Annotated in this window: 17 protein-coding genes and 9 pseudogenes; 23 read left to right on the top strand and 3 right to left on the bottom strand. The window is 63.6% G+C overall.

What is annotated here, in order from left to right; genetic code table 11:
• Positions 1–233 precede the first annotated feature (233 nt).
• From I6F21_RS08650 to I6F21_RS08585, 15 genes and pseudogenes are all read left to right on the top strand, one after another.
• Positions 234–977, top strand: coding sequence for a hypothetical protein (locus I6F21_RS08650; protein WP_225131048.1), 744 nt, complete (start codon positions 234–236; stop codon positions 975–977).
• 154 nt (positions 978–1,131) lie between these two features.
• Positions 1,132–1,293: a C48 family peptidase gene (locus I6F21_RS08645; RefSeq protein ID WP_225131038.1), complete on the top strand. Its 162-nt coding sequence runs from the start codon at positions 1,132–1,134 to the stop codon at positions 1,291–1,293.
• 699 nt (positions 1,294–1,992) lie between these two features.
• Positions 1,993–2,259 (top strand): site-specific integrase, encoded by a 267-nt coding sequence (locus I6F21_RS38670; protein WP_249782201.1) that lies wholly within the window; start codon positions 1,993–1,995, stop codon positions 2,257–2,259.
• 119 nt (positions 2,260–2,378) lie between these two features.
• Positions 2,379–2,852 carry a tyrosine-type recombinase/integrase gene (locus tag I6F21_RS38665; protein WP_249782200.1) on the top strand — a complete coding sequence of 158 codons (474 nt, stop codon included), beginning with the start codon at positions 2,379–2,381 and terminating at the stop codon, positions 2,850–2,852.
• Complete coding sequence (locus I6F21_RS08635) at positions 2,849–3,118, top strand: hypothetical protein (RefSeq protein ID WP_225183014.1); 270 nt, start codon at positions 2,849–2,851, stop codon at positions 3,116–3,118. Before I6F21_RS38665 ends, I6F21_RS08635 begins: the two co-directional genes overlap by 4 nt.
• 645 nt (positions 3,119–3,763) lie before the next feature.
• Entirely contained in the window at positions 3,764–4,966 is a 1,203-nt protein-coding gene (locus I6F21_RS08630) for a cytochrome P450 (RefSeq protein ID WP_225183013.1), read from the top strand.
• A 95-nt stretch (positions 4,967–5,061) separates the two neighbouring features.
• Positions 5,062–6,345 (top strand): cytochrome P450, encoded by a 1,284-nt coding sequence (locus I6F21_RS08625; protein ID WP_225131022.1) that lies wholly within the window; start codon positions 5,062–5,064, stop codon positions 6,343–6,345.
• A gap of 1 nt (position 6,346) precedes the next feature.
• Positions 6,347–6,634: pseudogene (locus I6F21_RS08620) on the top strand (ferredoxin); the annotation flags it as partial.
• Positions 6,635–6,640: 6 nt separating this feature from the next.
• Positions 6,641–7,486 carry an SDR family oxidoreductase gene (locus I6F21_RS08615; protein WP_225131121.1) on the top strand — a complete coding sequence of 282 codons (846 nt, stop codon included), beginning with the start codon at positions 6,641–6,643 and terminating at the stop codon, positions 7,484–7,486.
• Positions 7,486–8,829: a cytochrome P450 gene (locus tag I6F21_RS08610; protein ID WP_225131020.1), complete on the top strand. Its 1,344-nt coding sequence runs from the start codon at positions 7,486–7,488 to the stop codon at positions 8,827–8,829. Before I6F21_RS08615 ends, I6F21_RS08610 begins: the two co-directional genes overlap by 1 nt.
• Before the next feature lie 154 nt (positions 8,830–8,983).
• Positions 8,984–9,982 carry a polyprenyl synthetase family protein gene (locus I6F21_RS08605; RefSeq protein ID WP_225131119.1) on the top strand — a complete coding sequence of 333 codons (999 nt, stop codon included), beginning with the start codon at positions 8,984–8,986 and terminating at the stop codon, positions 9,980–9,982.
• 187 nt (positions 9,983–10,169) lie between these two features.
• The gene (locus tag I6F21_RS08600) at positions 10,170–11,717 is read left to right on the top strand and encodes a hypothetical protein (RefSeq protein WP_225131018.1); all 1,548 of its coding nucleotides are present in this window, start codon (positions 10,170–10,172) and stop codon (positions 11,715–11,717) included.
• A complete protein-coding gene (locus I6F21_RS08595) occupies positions 11,714–12,601 on the top strand; it encodes a hypothetical protein (protein ID WP_225131016.1) in 888 nt (295 codons plus the stop codon). The genes I6F21_RS08600 and I6F21_RS08595 overlap by 4 nt, the downstream gene beginning before the upstream one ends.
• 456 nt (positions 12,602–13,057) lie before the next feature.
• Positions 13,058–13,212: pseudogene (locus I6F21_RS08590) on the top strand (4-hydroxybenzoyl-CoA thioesterase); the annotation flags it as partial.
• A gap of 826 nt (positions 13,213–14,038) precedes the next feature.
• The gene (locus I6F21_RS08585) at positions 14,039–14,386 is read left to right on the top strand and encodes a hypothetical protein (protein ID WP_346656697.1); all 348 of its coding nucleotides are present in this window, start codon (positions 14,039–14,041) and stop codon (positions 14,384–14,386) included.
• Here I6F21_RS08585 and I6F21_RS08580 read toward each other — a convergent pair.
• Positions 14,383–15,284, bottom strand: a pseudogene (locus I6F21_RS08580) (IS5 family transposase); the annotation flags it as partial. The gene I6F21_RS08585 and the pseudogene I6F21_RS08580 sit on opposite strands and share 4 nt — an antisense overlap.
• Positions 15,285–16,002: 718 nt before the next feature.
• On the opposite strand from I6F21_RS08580, the gene I6F21_RS39010 reads away from it, so the two are divergent.
• The 3 genes and pseudogenes from I6F21_RS39010 (at position 16,003) to I6F21_RS39000 (ending at position 17,101) form a co-directional block, all read left to right on the top strand.
• Positions 16,003–16,527 carry a reverse transcriptase domain-containing protein gene (locus I6F21_RS39010; RefSeq protein ID WP_346656814.1) on the top strand — a complete coding sequence of 175 codons (525 nt, stop codon included), beginning with the start codon at positions 16,003–16,005 and terminating at the stop codon, positions 16,525–16,527.
• Positions 16,412–16,651, top strand: a pseudogene (locus I6F21_RS39005) (reverse transcriptase domain-containing protein); the annotation flags it as partial. The gene I6F21_RS39010 and the pseudogene I6F21_RS39005, both read left to right, overlap by 116 nt.
• Positions 16,637–17,101 (top strand): group II intron maturase-specific domain-containing protein, encoded by a 465-nt coding sequence (locus I6F21_RS39000; RefSeq protein ID WP_346656815.1) that lies wholly within the window; start codon positions 16,637–16,639, stop codon positions 17,099–17,101. The pseudogene I6F21_RS39005 and the gene I6F21_RS39000, both read left to right, overlap by 15 nt.
• A gap of 76 nt (positions 17,102–17,177) precedes the next feature.
• On the opposite strand, the pseudogene I6F21_RS08570 reads toward I6F21_RS39000, so the two are convergent.
• A pseudogene (locus I6F21_RS08570) lies at positions 17,178–17,619 on the bottom strand (transposase); the annotation flags it as partial.
• Positions 17,620–17,790: 171 nt separating this feature from the next.
• Between I6F21_RS08570 and I6F21_RS08565 the strand changes: the two are divergent.
• The 3 genes and pseudogenes from I6F21_RS08565 to I6F21_RS08555 all read left to right on the top strand — a co-directional run.
• Positions 17,791–17,976, top strand: a pseudogene (locus I6F21_RS08565) (transposase); the annotation flags it as partial.
• 71 nt (positions 17,977–18,047) lie between these two features.
• On the top strand, positions 18,048–19,418 hold the full coding sequence (locus I6F21_RS08560; protein ID WP_225127598.1) for a transposase: 1,371 nt from the start codon (positions 18,048–18,050) through the stop codon (positions 19,416–19,418).
• Positions 19,419–19,485: 67 nt separating this feature from the next.
• Positions 19,486–19,746, top strand: a pseudogene (locus I6F21_RS08555) (transposase); the annotation flags it as partial.
• Between the two features lie 308 nt (positions 19,747–20,054).
• Here the strand turns inward: I6F21_RS08555 and I6F21_RS08550 are convergent.
• Positions 20,055–21,273: pseudogene (locus I6F21_RS08550) on the bottom strand (IS110 family transposase).
• 264 nt (positions 21,274–21,537) lie between these two features.
• Between I6F21_RS08550 and I6F21_RS08545 the strand changes: the two are divergent.
• Positions 21,538–21,753 (top strand): annotated as a pseudogene (locus tag I6F21_RS08545) (transposase); the annotation flags it as partial.
• Positions 21,754–22,239: 486 nt separating this feature from the next.
• Complete coding sequence (locus tag I6F21_RS08540) at positions 22,240–22,812, top strand: reverse transcriptase domain-containing protein (protein WP_225183012.1); 573 nt, start codon at positions 22,240–22,242, stop codon at positions 22,810–22,812.

Here is a 22,812-nt window from a genome sequence, read left to right as displayed (position 1 = left end):
GTTCTCAGTTTCGGAATAATAGGCCAATTTGAAGCCTGAGGTCGCTTGTGATTTGCCACGGAACCGACTCGGCAGCATCGAACCCAGCAGAAAACTATCGTGAACGCCCCAGAACGCCGCGTCCAAGCACTCCGACCGCGCGCTCCAGTATTCTTGCAGCGATCGCCAGCTATGATCGCCTCTGGAGACTCTATGAGCGATAGCTGTCGAGAACCTGACGCGGAGCCGCCGACTTGTTGCAGCGGACACCCAGGCTGCCCCCTTGGCCGGAAATCAATAAAGACCTGTTCACCGGAGAATCAGACGCGCCAGCTCGGTCGTCAGAGATCTACCGCGGTCTCGACTCTTTCATTGATCTGCCGGCCACACCGCACCAGATGCGTGACGATGCTCACTCAGTGCCGGTGCTCAGCCCGGCCGGTAGTGCCGCGTTCTTCGTCGGGCCATCAGGCGTGCTTCAGGAGCTTGAGGATATCGGATATCTCGTTCCCGAGGATTGGCAGCATGGCTCCCAGCCGGTGGCGGATGTCCAGATCCGTATCCTGAATAACCACGGGTTGCTGCCGACCCAGTTCAGCGGCCCAAGGCAGGTTTTGATCAACGGTGAGACCTACTCGATCGCATTAGGGCCGCGAGGACGCGGTGCACAATTCATCCATCATCCTCGCCCGTCCCCGGTCCCGCCTGCTCAGATCGGCCCTTTGACCGGAGTCTCTGTTGACCGCAGCGGACGCGTCCTGGGCCCCACGCAGTGGCTGGGTGACGAGCATATTGAGCGGGACTATGGGGTCCTGAGGCGGGAGTTGCAGGAGAGCAATCCCGATCTCGCCGCCCGGATGCGGTTCGTGGATCCTTTGATAGCCCAAATGTTGCGGTCAGGCTCCAACGAGGACGCGGAACGCGCATTCGGGTGGAGTCGCGGTGATAGAGCCGACTTCCTGTTCCTGCCGGTTAAGCGATGCCAGCGCTGCGGATAGAGGGTGGCGCGGCAGTCACTGGTCGCTGCTGCTGGTTGATCGCCGCGATCGGGCAAGACCGGCTGCCTATCACTAGGACTCTGCGCCAGGACCCAATAACCTGCCCGCAGAGCAGCTCGCAGAACGGCTGCAGGCCAACCTGCAACAGGGCTCCATGCGCGAGCAGAGCAACACCTATGATTGCGGCGTCTTTGTCGTGGACGGCACCCGGGAGCTGGCGGAAGGACGGCATCCAGACCCGCTGAACCTCAGCAACCTCCGCATCAATCGGCGGGCACTGCAGGACCGGCTAAGGGCTGGGGTCAGCTTCAACTGAATAGAGCGCGCGCAGCTGGTTGAAATGCAACTTCTCGCCGATTGAAGGTCCACAATCGCGCGTTCGCAGAGCATCATGGTGTCTCACAAGTCAGGAGCGGAGACTGGAGCTAAGGCTATTTTCGCAGACGGCGAAGGAGCCCGACGGCGATTGCGCGGCCAGCTTCCGACGGCCGCACAGCCATCATCAACCTCTCCGGTATCATCTTTCCCAAACAGCCGCAGCTGGGACTAAAGGCCCAGCTGCGAGCTAAACACGTGGAGACGTCGCGCCAACATTGCTCCACGAATTGACCCGGCGGCTTGGCTCTCGGCATTTTGGATCCATATTTCGATTGAATCGCCTGTCCAATCATGCTGCGTCTATGCAGCGATGCTCCCGCGCCTGGGGTGATCGGCGCCCAAGTTCTGCAAAACCTGCAGCCAGGCGCCTCCTTTCCGAAGCTTGAATGGTTGACAGACTTATACCAGCCTCCGCGGGCCATGCTGTGCGTGCCGCGAGCACATACAAACCACCACGAGAATCCGCCGGTCGGCCTTCGCGCGACGGCGTGAGTTGTTCGGCTGCTGATTCCGCTCGATGTCGCCCACCATTGAACGAACCCGCTCCGCGGGAGGCCGTGGCGAGACCATTTATCTAAGAGGCATCTGTTTGAAGGATGGGACCGCAAGTCCGTTCCTCTCAATACAGGAGTGCCTCATGGCCACGATGAGTTCGAGCCCGCTGCGCCGCCGCATGATCGACGATATGACGCTGCGCAACTTGTCACCGTCGACGCAGCAATCCTATGTCTACGCGGTTGCAAACTTTAGCCGACATTTCGGCCGATCGCCCGACAAGCTCAGCCTTGAGCAGGTGCGCGCGTACCAACTGCACCTGATCGGGTTGAAGCGGTCGTGGACCCACATCAACCAAGTGACGTGCGCGTTACGCTTTTTCTATGCGCGGGCGCACGGAGGCGATTGAGAACATTATTTCGGCCTGTGAGCCGGTCAAGCAACCGCTGGTGCTGAGTGCGGAGGAAGTCGCCCGTTTCCTGGAGGTTGTACCGGCCCTGCGCGACCGCGTTGCGCTGGTGACGGCCTATGCTGCCGGGCTACGAGCCGGCAAGGTCAGCCGCCTTGAGGCCCAGCGCGATCGACAGCAAGCGCATGCTGATCCTGATCACCGCCGGCAAAGGCGGCAAGGACCGTTACGTGATGCTGTCGCCGCGGCTGCTCAGCATCCTGCGATCCTACTGGTGTCTGGCCAAACCGCGCCATTGGCTGTTTCCAGGGCGCAATCCGGACGATCCGGTGAGTGTCGGCACGTTGCAAGAGGCCTGCCGCAAAGCTCGGCAACATGCCGGTCTCGATAAGCAGGTGACGACACATGTTCTGCGCCATAGCTTCGCTACTCACCTTTACGAGCGCGGTACTGATACCCGGCTCATCCAAGTCCTTCTTGGGCATGCGCGACTGTTATCGACGGAGCGCTACACGCACGTCGCAACCAATCCGCAGCCCGTGGTGCAGACCTGCATCGTGCACCTAATCCGAGCGTTTCGGCAGTTCTGTTGATTGGTATCGGCGGGTTCGGCAAATGCCGCATTCTCAAACAGGCGGTCGAGGCGTTCGAGATAGCCAATAAGAGTATCGTCGTCCGCCACTTGTCGCGTAACGCTGAGGTATCGGCGACAACGCAGGAAGCCGCTCACCCGCTGCAGTCAATTCGGATGCTTGAAATATCCCGTAAAGGCTGCGCCGCACATGCGGCGCGAGAGCGGGCCTTTTGTCGGGCACTTGCTGCGCCGGTTGTCGGCATTGAGACAATGCAAGAAGCCTGACACTAGGAAGTGCCTGCTGAGCCTCCGATTCACTCCGGCACGCGATTTGCTCGTTCACGGCATCATCACTATCGCAACGCGATTGGTCTTCGAGACGGAAACGGCGCCTTCGCTGTTCGCGTCTGGTCCGTTCCGACGGTTTGCGTGGCAATGACTTGTCGCTCGCTTGTGACCAAGAAAATGCAGGAAGTGTTGGATGCGATCTAGAGTTCTCCTTTTGGGAGCCACAACAGTTGCGCTCGTCGCGGTGCAACCAAAGCGGCAGACCTTGAGCCAGGAGCGAACTGCGCATGGCGCTGTGGGCGTGGTCCGGAGGCTATAGTGGCGGACAGGTCGGTGGCGGGTGGGTCGAGCCTCCTTCACCAATCCCTGCGGTCAGTCGATCTATGACAGCCGACGGGTTCGAGCCGCACGGCGGCATAACGCGCACCTGTCGATTGGCCAAGGGCCGCATTTCTGCTTGGGCGCTGGGCTGGCGCGCCTACAGCGATGCGCCTTCCCCGCGCTGTTCGTGCGACTAGAGGATGTCGCGCTGATCATCGCCGCGGAGGACCGTCGTCTACATGCCGTCTTACGTCATTCGCTGCCCGCAGCGCTCGCCGGTCACCTTCCGCCCTTCCATCGCTTAGAGAGTGAAGTGCCACCATGTCCGAACAACCCTTGCCGAGGCTGCCGATGTGGCGCGTCGATCACATCGAGCCCTCGCCCGAGATGTTGATGCTACGCGCCAACGGTCCGATCCACCGCGTGCGCTTCCCGTCCGGGCACGAAGGCTGGTGGGTGACAGGCTACGACGAGGCCAAGGCGGTGCTGTCTGACGCGGCGTTCCGGCCCGCGGGAATGCCGCCGGCGGCATTCACTCCGGATTCGGTGATTCTCGGTTCGCGGGGCTGGCTGGTCTCGCACGAGGGAGCCGAACATGCCCGGTTACGCAAGATCGTGGCGCCGGCCTTCTGCAACCACAGGGTGAAGCTGCTCGCCCAGCAGGTCGAGGCGATCGCCGCGCAGTTGTTCGAGACGTTGGGGGCCCAGCCCCAGCCCGCCGACCTGCGGCGCCACCTCTCGTTTCCCCTTCCGGCCATGGTCATCAGCGCGCTGATGGGCGTGCTCTACGAGGATCACGCCTTTTTCGCCGGGCTGTCCGACGAGGTGATGACGCACCAGCATGAAAGCGGCCCGCGCAGCGCGTCGCGCCTGGCTTGGGAAGAACTGCGCGCCTACATTCGCGGCAAGATGCGGGACAAGCGCCAGGATCCGGGCGACAACCTGCTAACGGATCTGCTCGCGGCGGTTGACCAGGGCAAGGCGACGGAGGAAGAGGCGATCGGCTTGGCGGCGGGTATGCTGGTGACGGGCCACGAGAGCACCGTCGCGCAGATCGAATTCGGCCTGCTGGCCATGTTCCGCCATCCGCAACAGCGCGAACGCCTGGTCGGCGATCCATCCCTGGTGGACAAGGCGGTGGAGGAAATCCTGCGTATGTACCCGCCGGGCGCGGGCTGGGACGGCATCATGCGCTATCCGAGGACCGACGTGACCATCGCGGGCGTTCATATTCCCCCGGAAAGCAAGGTGCTGGTCGGCCTGCCGGCGACGTCGTTCGATACGCGCCATTTCGTCGACCCGGAAATCTTCGACATCGGGCGCGACGGAGAGCCGCACCTGGCGTTCTCTTCCGGGCCGCACTCCTGCATCGGCGGCGCGCTGGCCAGGCTAGAACTCAAGGCGGTGTTCGGTTCGATCTTCCAGCGCTTTCCCGAGCTGCGCTTGGCCTTAGCCCCCGAAGAACTGAAGTTGCGCAAGGAGATCATCACCGGCGGGTTCGAGGAGTTCCCGGTGCTCTGGTGATGTGCGGACGCCGCTGGGGGATCGCGATCGTCTCCGCGATTTGCCGGCGTGCCTGCCACGTACCGGTCAGATCAGCCAGCCAATAGGTAACCAGGATGGACGTGCAAGAAACAACATGCCGGGACGCCTTCGCCGAACTGGCGTCGCCGGCGTGGATTCACGACCCGTATCCATTCATGCGGTGGTTGCGCGAGCACGATCCGGTGCATCGCGCGGCGTCGGGCCTCTTTCTGTTGAGCCGCCACGCCGACATCTGCTGGGCTCTCAAGGCCACGGGCGATGCTTTTCGAGGACCGGCGCCCGGCGAACTGGCGCGCTATTTCCCGCGTGCGGCGAGAAGCCTGTCGCTCAATCTGCTGGCGTCCACGCTTGCGATGAAGGACCCACCGACGCATACGCGTCTGCGCCGGCTGATCTCGCGCGATTTCACCATGCGCCAGATCGACAACCTGCGGCCGAGCATCGCGCGCATCGTCGCAGCGCGGCTGGACGGCATGGCGCCCGCGCTGGAGCGCGGGGAGGCGGTGGACCTTCATCGGGAATTCGCGCTGACCTTGCCCATGCTGGTCTTCGCCGAACTGTTTGGCATGCCCCAGGACGACATTTTCGGGCTCGCCGCCGGCATCGGCGGCATCCTGGAAGGCCTGAGCCCGCACGCCAGCGATCCCCAGCTCGCCGCGGCGGACGCGGCCAGCGCCAGAGTGCAGGCCTACTTCGGCGACCTCATACAGTCCAAGCGCACCAATCCCCGCCACGACATCGTGTCGATGCTGGTCGGCGCACATGACCACGATGCCGACACGCTGTCGGATGCGGAGTTGATCAGCATGCTGTGGGGCATGCTGCTGGGCGGCTTCACCACCACTGCTGCGAGCATCGACCATGCCGTCCTGGCGATGCTGGCGTATCCCGAACAGCGGCACTGGCTGCAGAAGGACGCCGCGGGGGTGAGGGCATTCGTCGAAGAAGTCCTGCGCTGCGACGCGCCCGCGATGTTCAGCTCCATTCCGCGTATCGCCCAGCGCGACATCGAACTGGACGACGTGGTGATCCCGAAGAACGCGGACGTGCGCGTGCTGATCGCGTCCGGCAATCGCGACCCGGACGCCTTCGCCGATCCCGATCGCTTCGATCCCGCGCGGTTCTACGGCACCAGTCCAGGCATGTCGACCGACGGGAAGATCATGCTGAGCTTCGGCCACGGCATTCACTTCTGCCTCGGTGCGCAACTGACCCGGGTGCAGTTGGCCGAGAGCCTGCCCCGGATCCAGGCCCGCTTCCCCACGCTGGCATTGGCCGAGCAGCCGACCCGGGAGCCCTCGGCGTTCCTTCGGACGTTCCGCGCACTGCCGGTGCGGCTGCATGCGCAGGGGAGCTGAGATGCGCGTCATGGTCGACCAGGATCTGTGCGGAACCAGCGGGCAGTGCGTGCTGACGCTGCCGGGCACCTTTCGCCAGCGCGAACCGGACGGCGTGGCCGAAGTGTGCGTGGCGAAGGTCCCGCAGGCGCTGCACGCCGCCGTGAGGCTCGCGGCGAGCCAGTGCCCGGTCGCCGCCATTCGGGTCACCGAAAGCGACGCTGGCGATGGCGAGCGCGCCAGCGCGCACCCTGCGCCTTCTCCAGCGGAGGCCGAGCGGCATGCCGCGAAAGACCAACACAATCTAGGGCGATACATGGGACGGTTTGAAAGCAAAGTGGCCGTGGTGACCGGCGCCGGAGCCGGCATCGGCAAGGCATGCGCCCTCGCCATCGCGCGCGAGGGCGGCAGAGTGGTGGTGGCCGACATTGATGGATCGGCGGCTATCGCCTGCACCGCGCAGATCGCGGCCGAAGCGGGCCACGCGCTCGCCCTGGCGATCGACATCGCCGATGCGCAGGCGGTGGCAGCGCTGTTCGAGACGGCGGAGCGGCACTTCGGTGGGGTCGACCTGCTGGTGAACAACGCGAGCGCGATGCATCTGACCCCGCGCGACCGCGCGATCCTTGAGCTGGACCTAGCGGTCTGGGATCAGACCATGGCGACCAATCTGCGTGGCACGCTGCTCTGCTGCCGGCAGGCCATCCCACGGATGATCGCCCGCGGAGGTGGCGCGATCGTCAACATGTCGTCGTGCCAGGGGCTCAGCGGTGACACCGCGCTGACATCCTACGCCGCGTCGAAGGCGGCGATGAACATGCTGTCGGCCTCGCTCGCCACCCAGTACGGTCATGCGCAGATCCGCTGCAATGCGGTTGCACCCGGTCTCATCATGACCGAGCGTCTCCTCGCCAAGCTGGACGCGTACATGCAAACCGATCTGCGCCGGCACCAGCTCCTGCCGCGCGTGGGCCGCCCCGAGGACGTGGCCGCGCTGGTGGCGTTCCTGCTCTCCGACGATGCTGCGTTCATCACCGGCCAGGTCGTGTGCATCGACGGCGGCATGCTGGCGCATGTGCCGACATACGCCGACGGTGGCAACAGCCGCGCCGCGCGGCCTGCCGGCGAGACCGCCGAAGCGGACGCGGCGCCGCGCTGCTGATGGACATGCTGCTCAACCCGCTGAACCGTCGGCATCGGCTGCGGCACGACATCCCGGTCGTGCCCGGCGCTTTTCCCTTGGTCGGGCATCTTCCCGCCGTCGTCTGCGACCTGCCGCGCCTGCTGCGGCGCGCGGAACGGACGCTGGGCAGCCACTTCTGGCTAGATTTCGGCCCTGCCGGACACCTGATGACCAGTCTGGATCCGGATGCTCTCGCAGTGCTCCGGCACAAGGACGTGTCCTCGGCGCTCATCGAAGACATCGCGCCCGAATTGTTTGGCGGAACGTTGGTCGCCCAGGATGGCATCGCGCACCGGCAGGCGCGCGATGCGATCCAGGCGGCGCTTCTGCCCAAGGGGCTGACCCAGGCCGGCATCGGCGAGCTGTTCGCGCCCGTCATCCGGGCGCGCGTGCAGAGATGGCGCGACCGGGGCGACGTCACCATCCTGCGCGAAACCGGCGATCTGATGCTCAAGCTCATCTTCAGTCTCATGGGAATCCCCGCGCAGGACCTGCCGGGATGGCATCGCAAGTACCGGCAACTGCTGCAGTTGGTCGTCGCGCCCCCGGTCGACCTGCCCGGACTGCCCTTGCGGCGCGGCCGCGCCGCCCGCGACTGGATCGATGCGCGGTTGCGCGAGTTCGTCCGCGCCGCGCGCGAACATGCCGCGCGCACCGGGTTGATCAACGACATGGTGAGCGCCTTCGATCGCAGCGACGATGCGCTTTCCGATGACGTCCTGATCGCCAATATCCGCTTGCTGCTGCTTGGTGGTCACGACACCACCGCCTCGACGATGGCCTGGATGGTGATCGAGCTGGCGCGGCAGCCTGGGCTGTGGGACGCGCTGGTCGAGGAGGCGCAACGCGTAGGCGCGGTGCCGACCCGGCACGCGGACCTGGCGCAGTGTCCGGTCGCCGAGGCGCTGTTCCGCGAGACGCTGCGCGTGCATCCGGCGACGCCGCTCCTGGTGCGTCGCGCATTGCGTGAATTGCGACTCGGCCAACGGCGCATTCCCGCGGGCACCGATCTGTGCATCCCGCTGCTGCATTTCTCGACCTCGGCGCTGCTGCACGAGGCGCCTGATCAGTTTCGGCTGGCGCGGTGGCTGCAACGCACCGAGCCGATCCGGCCGGTGGACATGCTGCAGTTCGGTACCGGCCCACACGTCTGCATGGGCTACCACCTGGCATGGCTGGAACTGGTGCAGTTCTGTATCGCCTTGGCGCTGACCATGCACGAGGCCGGGGTGCGGCCGCGGTTGCTGAGCGGCGTCGAAAAAGGCCGGCGCTATTACCCGACCGCGCATCCGTCCATGACTATCCGCATCGGATTCTCATGAGCTGGCATCGCATGCCCCGTGTGGTGAGGCAGCGGCGCCGGCGACACGCGGCATTGCTCCACTCGGCGCGCGCGCTCGGTGCGAGGCCGGCAACACCGCGGCGGCTCGCGGCTCGCCGTGGCCGTCTCCTGGCAGGTACAAGGACATGAACAACATGCAGACCGGTTCCACGCCACACGACGACCGAGCTGGCGTTTCCGCGAACGGCGGATCGGGCGCGCAGGCGCGCGGCGCATCCGGCAGGCTGCTGCCCGAGATTTGGATGCAGGACGGCGCAAAGCGGGTCGAACAGGCGCTGGCGCGTCTTCTCTGCGCCGAAGACGACGGTGAGACCGAGCTGATGGCGGCGATGCGCTACGCCACCTTGCATGGCGGCAAGCGCACCCGCGCCTTGCTCTGTTTGGCTGCCGGCGCACTGGCCGACACGCCGGCGCACATGCTCGACGAAGTCGGCGCCGCCATCGAGATGATGCACGCCTGTACGTTGGTCCACGACGATCTGCCTGCGATGGACGACGACGTGCTTCGCCGCGGCCTTCCGACCGTGCACGTCAAGTTCGGCGAAGCCACCGCGATCTTGGTGGGCGATGCGCTGCAGGCGCACGCCTTCCTGACCCTGGCGAGCCTGGATGCGCCGGGCGACAACCGTATTGCGCTCGTGCGCGAACTGGCGCAGGCGGTGTCCGCCGAGGGGGCCGCGGGCGGGCAGGCCATGGATCTGTCGCTGGTTGGAAAGCACGTCGAGCTGGACAGGATCCTGGTGATGCACCGGATGAAGTGCGGAGCGCTAGTGCGCGCATCCGTTCGCATGGGCGCGCTATGCGCCATTGCGGAGGATGCCGCGCACGCTGCGATGTACTGTGCGCTCGATCGCTACAGCGCCCATTTCGGCCTGGCGTTGCAGGTGATCGACGACATTCTCGACGCGACAGTAGATACCGCGACGCTGGGCAAGACCCCCGGCAAGGACGCGGCGGCGCGGAAGCCGACCTGCGCGTCGATCATGGGGCTGCAGGCAGCGCGGCAGTTCGTGATGGATCTGTTGCGCGACGCCGGGGAGGCCGTCGCCCCGTTGGGGCCGCGTGCGGAACGGTTGGCGCAGATCCTGCAGCGGGCCGACGCCTATCTGTTCAAGCACGCGCCATGCGCATGAGCGCGCCGGTCCACATGGAGTCGCCCCTGGGCCGCTGCGATCGGCCTGCGGCAGCGGTGCATGTTGTCCGAATCCGTGGCGCTGAGCGCAGCGGTTGCCCAGCATGGCCGCGACGGGCCTGCGGCGACGTGCGCGGCGTCTGCCCGATCCTGGTTCCCGTCAACCGTCTGCAGAAGGAACATCCCGCGTGAACGCGCTGGCTGAACAGATCCTTTCCGAATTGCGCCACCTGCTGAGCGAGATGCGCGATGGCGGCAGCGTCGGTCCATCCGTCTACGACACGGCGCGAACTCTGCAGTTCCATGGCAACGTCATCGGTCGGCAGGACGCATACGCGTGGCTCATCGCACAGCAACAGGCCGATGGCGGATGGGGAAGCGCAGACTTCCCGCTGTTCCGTCATGCGCCGACATGGGCGGCGTTGCTGGCATTGCAGCGTGTCGATTCTCTTCCCGGCGCTGCCGACGCTGTCCAGGCTGCAACGCGGTTCCTCCAGCGCCAGCCCGATCCCTATGCACGTGCGGTGCCGGACGACGCGCCGATCGGCGCGGAGCTGATCCTACCGCGGTTTTGCGACGAGGCCGCATCCTTGCCGGGCGGCGTGGCGTTTCCGCGCCACCCGGCGCTGTTGCCGTTGCGGCAAGCGCGGGTCAAGCGGGGGGCCGTGGCGACGTTGCCGAGCGGCCATCCGTTGCTGCACTCCTGGGAAGCCTGGGGGACGTCGCCGACCACCGCATGGCCGGATGATGACGGCAGCATCGGCATCAGTCCCGCGGCCACTGCCGCGTGGCGTGCGCACGCCGTGACACAGGGGAGCACGCCGCAGGTCGGGCGCGCCGACGCGTATCTGCAGGCGGCATCGCGAGCAACGCGCAGCGGCATCGAAGGTGTCGTTCCCAACGTCTGGCCGATCAATGTGTTCGAGCCATGCTGGTCGCTATACACCTTGCATCTGGCCGGTCTGTTCGCGCATCCCGCGCTCGCCGGGGCGGTGCGCGTGATCATCGCGCAGCTCGACGCCCGCCTGGGCGTGCGCGGTCTGGGCCCGGCCGTGCACTTCGCGGCAGATGCGGACGACACCGCCGTTGCGTTGTGCGTCCTGCGCCTTGCAGGCCGCGACCGGGCGGCCGATGCGTTGCGCCATTTCGAAATCGGCGAGCTGTTCGTCACCTTCCCCGGCGAGCGCAATGCCTCGGTGTCGACCAACATCCATGCCCTGCATGCGTTGCGACTGTTGGGAAAGCCCGCCGCCGGCACCAGCGCCTACGTCGAGGCCAATCGCAACCCGCACGGTCTCTGGGACAACGAAAAATGGCACGTTTCGTGGCTGTATCCCACCGCGCATGCGGTCGCAGCGCTGGCGCAAGGCAAGCCCCAGTGGCGCGACGAGCGCGCGCTGGCGGCGCTGCTGCAGGCGCAGCGCGACGACGGCGGCTGGGGCGCCGGTCGCGCGTCCACATTCGAGGAAACTGCCTATGCGCTGTTCGCGTTGCACGTGATGGACGGGAGCGAAGAGCCGACAGGGCGGCGGCGCATTGCGCAGGCGGTGGCGCGTGCGCTGGAGTGGATGCTCGCCCGCCATGCGGCGCATGCATTGCCGCAGACTCCGCTGTGGATCGGCAAGGAACTGTATTGCCCCACCCGGGTCGTGCGCGTGGCCGAACTCGCCGGGTTGTGGCTGGCACTTGGTTGGGAGCGGCGCGTCCTGGCCGAGGGAACAGGAGCGGCGCCATGATTCAGACCGAACGCGCGCTGCAGGAGGTGCTGGAGTGGGGGCGTTCCCTGACCGGGTTCGCCGACGAGCACGGCGTGGAAGCGGTCAGGGGCGGCCAGTACATCCTGCAGCGCATCCTTCCGAGCCTGCACGATATCAGCGCCCGCACCGGCCGCGATCCGCAGGATGAAACGCTGACCGTGGCGTTCTATCGCGAACTGGCGATGCTGTTCTGGCTCGACGATTGCAACGACCTTGGCCTGATCGCGCCGGAGCAGCTCGCCGCGGTGGAGCAGGCACTGGGGCAGGGCGTGCCGTGCGCGCTCCCCGGATTCGAGGGCTGCGCTGTGCTGCGCGCTTCGCTGGCCGCGCTCGCCTACGATCGTCGCGACTATGCTCAGCTTCTCGACGATACCCGGTGCTACTGCGCGGCGCTGCGCGCCGGACACGCGCAGGCGGTGGGGGCGGAACGCTGGTCCTACGCCGAGTACCTGCACAACGGCATCGATTCGATCGCCTACGCGAACGTGTTCTGTTGCCTGTCGTTGCTGTGGGGACTGGACATGGCGACCTTGCGCGCGCGTCCGGCGTTTCGCCAGGTCCTGCGGCTCATCTCCGCGATAGGGCGCCTGCAGAACGATCTGCATGGACGCGACATGGACAGGTCGGCCGACGAGGCCGACAACGCGGCGATCCTGCTGCTGCAGCGCTATCCGGCTATGCCTGTGGTGGAGTTCCTCAACGACGAGCTGGCCGGCCATACGCGCATGCTGGATCGGGTGATAGCGAAAGAACGCTTTCCCGCGCCCTGGGGACCGTTGATCGAGGCCATGGCCGCCATCCGCGCTCAGTACTACCGGACCTCGACCAGCCGCTACGGCAGCGACGCTGCGGGAGGAGGCTAACGTGCGCCGGCCTGAACGCGCGAAGGCGGCGGCGTGCGCGCGCTGCCTTCGGCCGAATCCGACGCAACAACGTCGCCCGATGCGACGGATGCCCTCGTTGTCCACCGTGCAATACGCAGTGGTAGAGAGTCCTTCCGAAGCGGATAGTTGGTCTATGGATTGCCGATCAAAGGGGATGCCATCGCTCATCGCGAAATCCCAGAGATGCAGCTTCGGCAGCAGCAGAACTCCGTTTACGTTCTTGTGCGCGCTGTGGTTGGATGCCCGCAATACGCGTTGACGATAGATCTTCGATATATTCGCCCGAAGTCGATGTCGGCAGCGCAACGCCTGCCGCATTCAGGCCGGTGAATCAGCTTCCGGCAGCTGGAGCCAAGCTCAAGCTTTTGGCGCTTGCTCAGAAAACTGCCTCTGTGTGAGACAAGGGTCCCTGTACGCGCAATAAGAGGAACCGCGCTGACAGTCTCTCTTGACGGCGAAGTTCGAGACGGACGGCACTACATGCAGGTCCGTGTCTACTTTGAAGATACCGACGCCGGCCAGATTGTTTATCATGCGAATTTTTTGCCTTTCATGGAACGTGGCAGACGAACTACTTGCGCCTGCTCGGCAATCCGTTAACGGGGGAGGCGATGCAATTTGCAGGAGAGCCCGCAAGCAAGTCGGTCACGGCGCCACCATTGAAGGTCGGCAAGGATGCTGTTTGTGGCTTCAAGGAAGGGGCGCGCTGATCTCGCTGTCAGATACCAAAATTGAGCGAACCCACTAAAGCTCCTGGGCCGCCGCGACGAATTATTGATTGCGGATTGCTTTAATGGAAGGCTGTACGGTCAAGCGATAAAGCACGAGGTGGGCCGCTCCGAGCTCCTCGATCAGTGTGCCGCAAGCAGGGCAGTGGTAGTTTCCTTGGATGCCACGTTCAGACGTAAGCTCAAGACGGCGAAAACCAGCACCGCATTCCGAGAGTCAAATCACTCTTTTTCATGCGTGGCCTCCTCGCGCCGGCAGTCGTCACATTTCTTTAACATGCGCTTAGTTATCACGCATCTCTCTGGGACGGTCCTTCAAGCACAATTAACATTGAGGATTTGCTGGCGCCTGCGCCGTCGGCAAATGGTAGTCGTACAAATCGGACATCCGACAAAAAATTTCGCGCGCAACTGACGAGCGCTACTTCGTAGAATACGTGAGGCTCAAATCATTCGTTCGAAGATTCTCGTCGTTCCAGTGGCGCTGGCAAACGCTTTTCGTTGAATTATGCACTACCGCCGCGGATTTTCTGCGTTATGAGTCTTGAAGACGGTCGCGCCAGATGTTTCAGGCAACGGCATCGATCAGCAGGGGCCGAACGCGACCGTCTCGTCTTTTTAAGAGCGAATTAAGCCAAGCTGGATTTGATGCCGCCCGGGCAGGAAGCTTAGGTGAGTGGGGCGTGTGATGCGTGCTGCCAACGAGCAATCCGCGGAATCAGATACGAGGCTGATCAATGACATGCCGGTCCTGCGGCGCAAGTGGCAGGTTGCGCTCAAGCCCGGCGAAACGCTTCCCCGCTACGAAAATGTGCTACTGGGGAGCCTCGGGCGGCTTGCCGATCATCTTGTGCTGCTCAGGTGTAACAATGGCGCGTTTGCCGTTTCGCGCACCGGTCGCTATGCTCAGAACTGGCTGGGCGAGGCCCGTTGGGACATTCCGCTGGATGCGTTGCGTCCAGATTGCGCGACAGCCCTCACCGGGGCGGCTTCGAATGCGATTGCAAACAACCATCCCTATCTGGTCGTCCGTTAAGAAGGCGAATTGAGCGCGGCGGGACGGCCGAACGTGCGCCATAGCTGGAGCGGATGAGGCACAAGAGTTCTCTGAGCCAGGCGAGGATGCGGCGGAAGTTGTGGCCCACGGCTGAGAGGATGACGTTAGCCGCATTGCCGGCGCGGCCTTTGAGGTAGCAGCGGCCGAGGTGACCATCGGCCTTCAGGTGTCCGGTGATGGGTTCGATGGCGGAGCGGCGGCGCAGCTCGCGCTTGATGACACCGAAGACGCCGCGCTTCTGGCCGGAGATGAAGGTCCGTCGGGGATTTTGTGCGTCGTGGCCGCGGTATCCCTTGTCGACATAGGCCCGCTCGATCGCGCAGCCGGTGAGTGTCTCGGTGCGGTCGATGACGTCCCGCAAGGTGTGACCGTCGTACGGGTTATCGGGTAGCGCCCTGGCCTGCAGCACGAACAGGCCCCCGGGAGAACGGCCGTTGTTGGTGACGATGGAGGCTTTGACGCCGAACTCGTAAGGCGCGGCTGCTTTGCCCTTGCCGATGCACTCCACCTCCGGGGCGTGGAAGGAATAAAGCTTGAAGCCGCGCTGGCGCTGCTGCTGCGAGCGGATCTGCGAGGCCTGGCTGAGCGGGAGGGCGAACGTGTTCTCAAGCACAGCCTGACCTTCGATCTTGCGGCGGATATCGCGGATGATCCGGCCCAGTCGGCTGCGCAGGATGCGCAACTGCCGCTGATGCCGCTTGAATTGCTTGGCATGGCCGTAGCGTCCCGCAATCATCGCCGCGGTCTTGGCAATGCGAAGATAGGACTGCCGCAGCTTGACCCCGTGCTTCCTCGCCAGGCGGTTGAGCCCCTTGATTGCCGCGTGCAGCAGCTTGGCATCGGTCGGGAAGGTGATGGCCTTCGGCTGCACGGTGGTATGTGCGCCATGACGGCGCGAAGAAGGAGGTTGAGTATGTAGACCATCTTCCGAGCAGCCTTGCTGCGCAAGAGATGAGGGCAGGCCCCTCGGACTCGGATTGCAGGATCAGAGTCCAAACCGCCACAAGCTGCTTTAGCTCAATGGCTGAGGTGGTGAGCGTTGCTGGAAAAGGCGGGCAATCAGCCTGTCAGGTGAGCCACGGGAAGACGAACGCAAGTAAACCGCCGATGATGCATCGAAAGTACAGTTCAGATGTTGTCGAAACCAGGGGCGATACCACCTCCTGGGATCAAGCGCGACGAGAGCCTGTGTATTGGCCGGCGGCAACCGGTGTAGAGGCGGCGCGATCCCGATGGCAGGCTCTTGCGCGGAACATGGGAACCTGCGTCGCGATGCCAAGGGAGACCCCAAAGGCGGCGGACCCGCCGAGGGCAGAGTACCAATGCGCGACGCAGGGGCGGACGGGTTCGTAATAGTGATGAGGCCCGGTAATACGGGCGGAGCGAAGGGACCCGATCTTCCAGCCAAAGTCACAAGCCAACCGGAAACGGGAGGAGCCGATGACTGAGGCAAAGTCGTATCAGATCCCCAAACATCTCGTTTGGGAAGCTTGGAAACAGGTGAAAGCGAACCGCGGGTCAGCGGGTGTGGACGGGGTCTCCATCGAGGAATTCGAAAAGGACTTGAAGAGAAACCTCTACAAGATCTGGAATGAATGTCGTCGGGGACATACTTTCCGCCTCCCGTCCGTCTCGTGGAAATTCCCAAGGCTAATGGAGGGAAGCGTCCGTTAGGAATACCCTCTATAGCTGACCGCGTGGCTCAGACGGTTGCAAAGATGGTTATGGAGCCGACGATGGAACGAATATTCCATCCGGACTCCTACGGCTATGGGCCCGGCCGTTCGGCGCTTGACGCAGTGGGGACAGCGCGAAAGCGTTGCTGGAAATTCGACTGGGTTATCGACCTTGATATCAAGTCGTTCTTCGACTCGATTCCTTGGCACCTGATCGAAAAGGCCGTCGCCCACCACACGGAACTGAGTTGGATTCGTCTCTACGGTAAAGCGGTGGCTGCAAGCTCCCGTGGAGAAAGAAGACGGAATCCCTGTGGAGAGAACACGCGGAACCCCTCAGGGTTCGGTGGTTTCACCGCTGCTCGCAAATTTGGTTCTGCACTATGCATTCGATCACTGGATGCAGCGGACCTTCCCTTGTTTGTGTTTCGAAAGATACGCTGACGAGGCGATAGTCCATTGCAGAACTGAAAGCGAGGCTCGAACCGTGATGGAGGCGATCCGAAAACGTCTTGCGGAATGCGGTCTGGAGCTCCATCCGGAGAAAACCCGGATCGTCTACTGCAAGGATAATAAACGGAGAGAGGAATGCGAACACATCTCGTTCGACTTCCTTGGCTACACCTTCCAGCCGCGCAGCGCTCGCGATCGAAAGGGCGAGAAGTTCCTCAACTTCCTCCCGGCAATCAGCAACAAGGCTGCCAAAGGAATCCGACAAACCATTCGCTCATGGCGACTGGGTTCGACGCGAAACCACTGGAGTCTTGAAGAACTCGCCAAGCTGATTGATCCTGTCGTGCAAGGATGGCTGAACTATTACGGACGGTTTTACCGGACGGAATGTGTCAACGTCCTTCGTCACGTAAACGACGCGCTCGCCCGCTGGACGAGGCGGAAATACAAGCGGTTGAAAGGCCGGAAAGTCGCCTCAGTATATTGGTTGGGACGGCTCGCACAGCGCGATCCGAACCTACTCTATTTGTGGCGAGTCGGCATTCGACCTGCGGCTGGAAGATAGAAGCCGGATGAATCGAGAGGTTCACGTCCGGTTTCGTGAGAGCCTCGGGGTGCAATTCCCCGGGGGCTACTCGACCGACCGTGACCCGCTTGAGGTCCTGGCTGCGCAACGCGCCGGCCTCGTGTGCCACCCGCAAGCTCTCGGCCAGCAACAGCTCCAGCTTGTCGCCGAGCCGCTTGCGCCAGTGGCTCAGGTCCGAGCGCTCCTGCGGGAATGCGTGCTGGAAGAACTCTTCGCCGGTAAAGTACTGGAAATATGGGTCGTGGACCCAGCGCTCGCACACCCCCCTCATCGGACAGCCCGTAAATGTGCTTGAGCAGCAACAGCCCGATCATGAAGCGGCTCGCGATCCCGGGCCGACCATTCTCGCTGTAGAGCGGCGCGATCTCGCCGTCGATCCAGTCCCAATCGACCTTGCCGGCGAGCTGAACCAGCTCGTGCTTCATATTGATGATTTGGTCCAGCCTGGCCCGGAACAGATCGCCCGATCCCGTCGTCCTGTGCTTCTTCGGTCGCATCGCCACCTCCGATGCGATGACGGAATCATGGTTGGCGATTCGACCGAATCCTGAAAATGAAATTGCAAGGTTCCGACGCCCGAAGCATCAAACCCCTGCAAACGCAAAACAGTCCACAACGACAAATGCGATTCTAGCTCAATCGCTTAGCCACTCTTCACGGACGACTACGGCCGGCGTGAAGTTCTCGGCATGGACATCGGTCCCTCGGAGGCCGAGACGTTCTGGACCGCGTTCTTGCTCAAGCTCGCTCGGCGCGGGCTTCGTGGCGTCAAGCTCGTGATCTCCGATGCGCATGAGGGCATCAAGGCCGCCGTCAGCAAGGTGCTCAACACCGCCTGGCAGCGCTGCCGCGTGGGATCGTTGAAAAAGTCCGAATTGACTGATTCCATTCTTGTCGGCGATTCGCGATCGGCGGAGCAAACGAGATGCTGGGGCGCAAGGAGCGGGATCAGCTTGAGCTCTTCATCACCGGCTCGCTCAAACAACTCGTCCCAGACGAGCACGTGCTGGCGCGGGTCGATCGTGTGCTCGACCTGACTTGGCTAAGGCAAGAGGTCACCGACTGTTACTGCGCGAATGACGGCCGGCCCGGCATCGATCCCGAAGCGGCGGTACGGCTGATGCTCGCCGGTCTGCTCAGCGGCATCGTGCACGATCGCAAGCTGATGCGTGAAGCTCAGGTCAACATCGCGATCCGCTGGTTTGTCGGTTATGGCCTGCATGAGCAACTACCGCACCATTCAAGCCTGACGCGCATTCGCCAGCGCTGGGGCGAAGAGCGGTTCCGTAGGATCTTCAAGCGCACGGTCGAGGCCTGCCTGAAGGCCAAGATCGCCACTGCGGAGGTGGTCCACATCGATGCGTCGCTGATCCGCGCCAATGTGAGTTGGGACAGCCTCACCGAGCAGCATGTGGTGGATGTCCTGAGCGAAAATCAAAACGAGGATGAAAGCGAGGCTGAGAAAACGGGCCGACAGAGTGGCAAGTACAAGAAGGTCTGCACGACCGACCCCGATGCGACGATGGCCACGAATGCCCGCAACCGGCGGCTGGAGCCCTCTTACAAGCAGCACACGGCCGTCGATGACAAGGTCGGAGTCATTTTGGACGTCGCGGTCACAACTGGACAAACGAACGAAGGCGAGATGATCGAGCCGCAAGTCGACGAGGTTGAAGCGATTACAGGCATTGACATCAAAACGGTCACCGCCGATGCCGGCTATGCCTACGCTAAAGTATACGGTGCTCTCGAACGGCGCGGCATCGATGCCCTGATCCCAGCTAAAGCTGAACCGATCAAGAGTCGCGTACCGCTCAGGCGCTTCCGGTACGACGCCAAGCACGACATCCTGAAGTGCCCGCGAGGACGTGTCTTGCGGCCCGCGCGACCCATCAAGCACGGCCGTTTCTTTTACTCAAAGGCAAAGGATTGTGCCCGGTGTCCGCTCAAGGGTGATTGCCTATCGAAGGGGCGAGTTAATAAGGCAGTTGTTGTAGGGAACGATTATCCGGCACTGCTCCGCGCCCGGCGCCGTCGCGAACGATGGAGCTGGCAGGATCGACGGCTCTATCAGCGTCATCGCTGGCGTTCAGAGGGCTTCCATGGCGAAGCCAAGACCTGGCATGGGCTGGCGCGCGCCATACGGCGTGGTCTACCGAACATGAAGATCCAGGCCTATCTGACGGCCGCCGCCATCAACCTCAAGCGGCTGGCAGCCGCTCTTGTTGCGCTTCTTTTGTGCTTGATCGCCTCCCTCGACGCGTCTCCGTCGGCATCGCGCGGAGTGCCGGGTTGATGTGAAGGCATGAATGGGCCGGTCGCTGCATCGAGCGGATTCGGTGAACCACTTGTTCAACGACGCCCGCGTCCACTTCATGCGCAACGTCCTGGCCCATGCCGGCAAGAGCGGAAGACGCGTCGTCTCCGCCTTCATCGCCACCGCCTTTGCCCAGGACGATGCCGAAGCGGCCAGGGCTCAGTGGCGCAAGGTCGCCGACCAGCTCCGTCCCAAACTGCCAAAGCTCGCCGCCTTCATGGATGAGGCCGAGCCAGACGTGCTCGCCTATATGAGCTTCCCGCCTCAGCACCGTGCCAAGCTGCATTCGACGGATGAGATGGACAAGCGATTTTTAAATGATCGCCCCGATGACTATGCGGAAATCGCGTCCATTCTTTTGTTCGGCCGCGGCGCGGGCCATTCTTCCGTCCCGGTCACCGATCTCGCAGCCGCCGCGCGCAGGGTCGGTCAAGGCTGGCCGCGTTTGCGGCCACCGCACGGCTTGGCCTTGACCGGCCCGAGCACGGCGGCATGCTGGCGTGGAACGGGACTGCATTCCTGGCTGGCACTGCCGTCAGCGGCGGTTATGGTTGTCCGGCGCGGGCGACCTCGTGGCGAAGCGTGACGCGTCGGCTGAAAGCGTCACCGGACTGCCTATTTTGTCCTGCCGAGCTGAGGCGCCCGCGCGCCAGGTTTTGGCCGCCGCGGTTTCCATTGCGACACCAATTGTTCGTAGTTTCGCTCCGCCTGGGCGGCAATCAACATCTCACGGTCGCGCAGCGCCTTGATGTTGTAGGCATAGGCTGGTCCGCAGCCGGCTGCCCTTCTGTTGCGGATGTCCAGCTTGAAGTTGCATTGCGCGGGTCTTGTTGGCGACCAGCGCCGGACGCGCCCACAGCTAATCTTCGCCCTTCGTCAACAAATGCCAGCAGAGCACCGTGAGCTTGCGAGCCACGGCCACCGCGGCGACCTGATGGCCACGCCGGGCGCGAATCCGCACGAAAAAAGCATGCAGTGGACCGGGCGCCTTGGCCGCGGCCCAGGCGGCCTCGACCAGCATGGCGCGCGCGTGACTGCGGCCGATCTTGCTGATGCGACCGTGATGGGCGGCTCCCAGTCCCGACTGCCGCACCCGCGGGTTCAGCCCGAAATAGCTCACCAGCTTCTGCGGGCTGTCGAACCGGCTGATGTCGCCGATCGCCGCCACGATGCCGGCGGCGACCGCCAGATTGACGCCGGTGATCGTCATCAATCTGTTGACCGCGAGGTCGTCGATGGCGTCCTGAGCGATCTCACGGTCGAGCAGAGCCAGGTCTTCCGCCAGCCGGTCAAGCTCACGGACATGCCGATCGATGGCCGCGCGCTCATCGTGCGGCAGCTGTTGGGCGGCCAACCACGCCCGGCCGCGGGCGTTGAAAAGATCGGCATGCGGGCACTTCGGGATTAGGTGCGCGTGCAGGATCGAATGCACCTCGTTCTTGAGCCGCGTGCGATGCCGCACGACCTGGTAGCGCCGCGCCACCAGCCGACGCTTGCGTTCGGTCTCCGCGTCAGGCGTCCAGATCTGCGGCAGGTACCCGGCCGCCTGCAGACTGGCGAGCGTGCCGGCATCGATCTTGTCGGTCTTAACGTGAGCCTGGGCGATCGCCTTCACCTGCAGCGGATTGGCGATAATCACCCGTGCCACGAACGGCGCCAGAACCCGCGACACCGCCATGCTGTTGGCAGTCGCTTCGAGCACCACCTCATCACTGGCCAGCAGGGTCTTGCCAAATCCCTCCAGCGCAGTCCGCGTCATATCGATGCGGCCCGCATGTCGGAGCCTGCCGTCCTCCCAAAACACCACCTCGCCGAAAGTTCGGTGGACGTCGATGCCAATCACCCGTCGCATTCGCACCTCCTGCCAGACATAATGACGGGAGCTGCGGGCGACACGACAACTACGGATTCGCGCTCCCAGCGCAACCGGGCGAGTCGCAGAGGCGGCCAGCTACTAACTCGAGCTCTCGGCTCATCGAATAACATCGGCCTGCCCGCACTTCGTGCTCCCGGTGCCTCTGTCCCGATGGTCGCACCATACGCCACGATGTAGAACACCGCAGCGGGAACGTTGGCACCGAGACATCTCATACCGGTTACCAATCCGATCGAGCGCCTCAACGGCGAGATCAAGCGGCGGACCGAGGTGGTTGGCATCTTCCCAAATGAAGACGCCATCGTTCGCCTGGTCGGCGCGATCCTTCTCGAGCAGAACGACGAGTGGGCGGTTCAGCGGGCCCGCTACATGACGCTGGAAACCATCGCGCCGTTGAGTAATGATCCAACCGTCAGCCTCCCGGCTATCGCCAGCTGACTAGTCCGGCTCTTGCCGGCGAACGCGGTATCCCACCGCCAGTTACACCACGCTCAGGGAGTACGTCATGCCAAGCTGATGATTGCTTGTGGGTGCAAGTCCCATCCGGCCAAAGCCGTAGCAGGCAAGCCGGGACCGAGTCTTGCGGGCGTCGCGGCAACGCTGGAGTCCGAAGTGTAGACAGGAGTCGTGCGGGGTGCGGGAATGAGCCTCGAAAGGTGGATGTTCGCGGAGGCCGAGTGTGTTCCCTAAGCACGAAGGCTGCATGAGCATCGTCGATACGCGAGACGATGCCGCTCCGTCGGGGTCGATGGCCGCATCACGCACGGAAGGCAATCATCGGAACATGAGAGGCCCGACCGGGTCCGCTGGATTGATCTCCAGCGGGGGACAGCGGCAAGGCACTGCCAGAGCCGTTGTCCGAGCTGAGGTCGGGAGTCGGACTGGTCCATACTACCTGTGAAGTCGTCGAAGGTAACGAGACGCATGGAGGGAAGGGACCAGCCCGAGGGGAGCCTGCGCGAGGAGGCCAAGGTCCGGACACAGAGCCGGGTTACCTTGCCGCCGAACCTCAAGCGGGTGAGCGCGGCAGCCAAGCAAGCTGTCCAAACCCGGTTCACGGCCCTGCTGCACCATGTCGATGACGACGCTCTTCTTCGGGCGTTTCGACGACAAAAGCGGCAGGCCAGCGCGGGGGTCGATGAGGTGACGGTGGCGAAGTACGAAGAGAGGCTGACGGATAACCTCCGCGACCTCTGCGGACGGGTCCACTCCGGTCGTTACCGGCCACAGCCGGTGCGGCGCGTCTACATCCCCAAAGCCGATGGCAGTAAGCGGCCTCTCGGCGTGCCGGCGCTAGAGGACAAGATTGTCCAAAGCGCGGTGGCCGAGGTGCTGAGCGCCGTCTACGAGGCCGACTTCCTCGGGTTCTCCTATGGCTTCCGGCCGGGGCGGAATCCTCACATGGTGCTTGATGCTCTGCATACGGCGATCATGAGCCAGCACGTGAACTGGGTGCTCGATGCCGACATACGCAGCTTCTTGGACGTGGCTTCATAA

Source organism: Bradyrhizobium sp. NBAIM03, from assembly GCF_020194055.1.
Lineage (GTDB): Bacteria > Pseudomonadota > Alphaproteobacteria > Rhizobiales > Xanthobacteraceae > Bradyrhizobium > Bradyrhizobium yuanmingense.
The sequence above is the reverse complement of the archived record's forward strand: the minus strand, read 5'-3'. Positions and strand labels throughout refer to the sequence as shown.